The organism is Natronococcus sp. (assembly GCF_047921035.1).
In the GTDB taxonomy this organism is placed as follows: domain Archaea; phylum Halobacteriota; class Halobacteria; order Halobacteriales; family Natrialbaceae; genus Natronococcus.
This window is the reverse complement of sequence record NZ_JBLRWX010000249.1, coordinates 1-618: the sequence shown is the minus strand read 5'-3', so window position 1 is coordinate 618 and position 618 is coordinate 1. Positions and strand designations below refer to the sequence as shown.

Annotated in this window: 1 protein-coding gene; it reads right to left on the bottom strand. The window is 71.2% G+C overall.

The window, feature by feature from the left end:
* Positions 1-4: 4 nt before the first annotated feature.
* Positions 5-618: ABC transporter permease (locus ACNA7R_RS20530; RefSeq protein WP_416285385.1), on the bottom strand; the 614-nt coding region annotated here is incomplete at its 5' end.

Genomic DNA, 618 nt, shown 5'->3' with positions numbered 1-618 from the left:
GTCCCTACTCGTAGCGCAGGGCCTCGATGGGATGGAGGCGCGCGGCGCGGTTGGCGGGGTAGATCCCGGCGACGATGCCGACCGCGACGCCGATGACGATGGCGGCGGCGATCCAGCCCCACGGCATGGCCGCGCTCAGGCCCAGCGCGTTGGCTCCGATCCAGCCGCCGGCGAGGCCGAGGGCGGTCCCGATGACCGCGCCGATCAGGCCGTGGATGACCGCCTCGATGAGGAACAGCGACAGGATCGTGCGGCTCTGGCCGCCGATCGCCTTCATGATGCCGATCTCGCGCGTGCGTTCGGTGACGCTGACGAGCATGATGTTGGCGATCCCGATCGAGCCGACCAGCAGGGCGATGAGGGCGATGCCGGTCACGAAGCCGGTCAGCAGGCCGAGGACGTCGTTGACCTCGTCGAGCATCTGCGCGTTGGTCGCCAGCAGGAAGCCCTGTCCGGCCGGAATCAGGTGCCGCGCGTCCGACGCCTCGTCGAGGTAGGCGCCGATCGCCGCCTGCGCGTCGGCGACCCCTTCGGTGGTGGCGATCGTCACGGCGACCTGCGAGAAGGTGCGGACCGCGTCGCCGCCGGTCGGCAGGGCGACGGTGCCGGTGACGAACG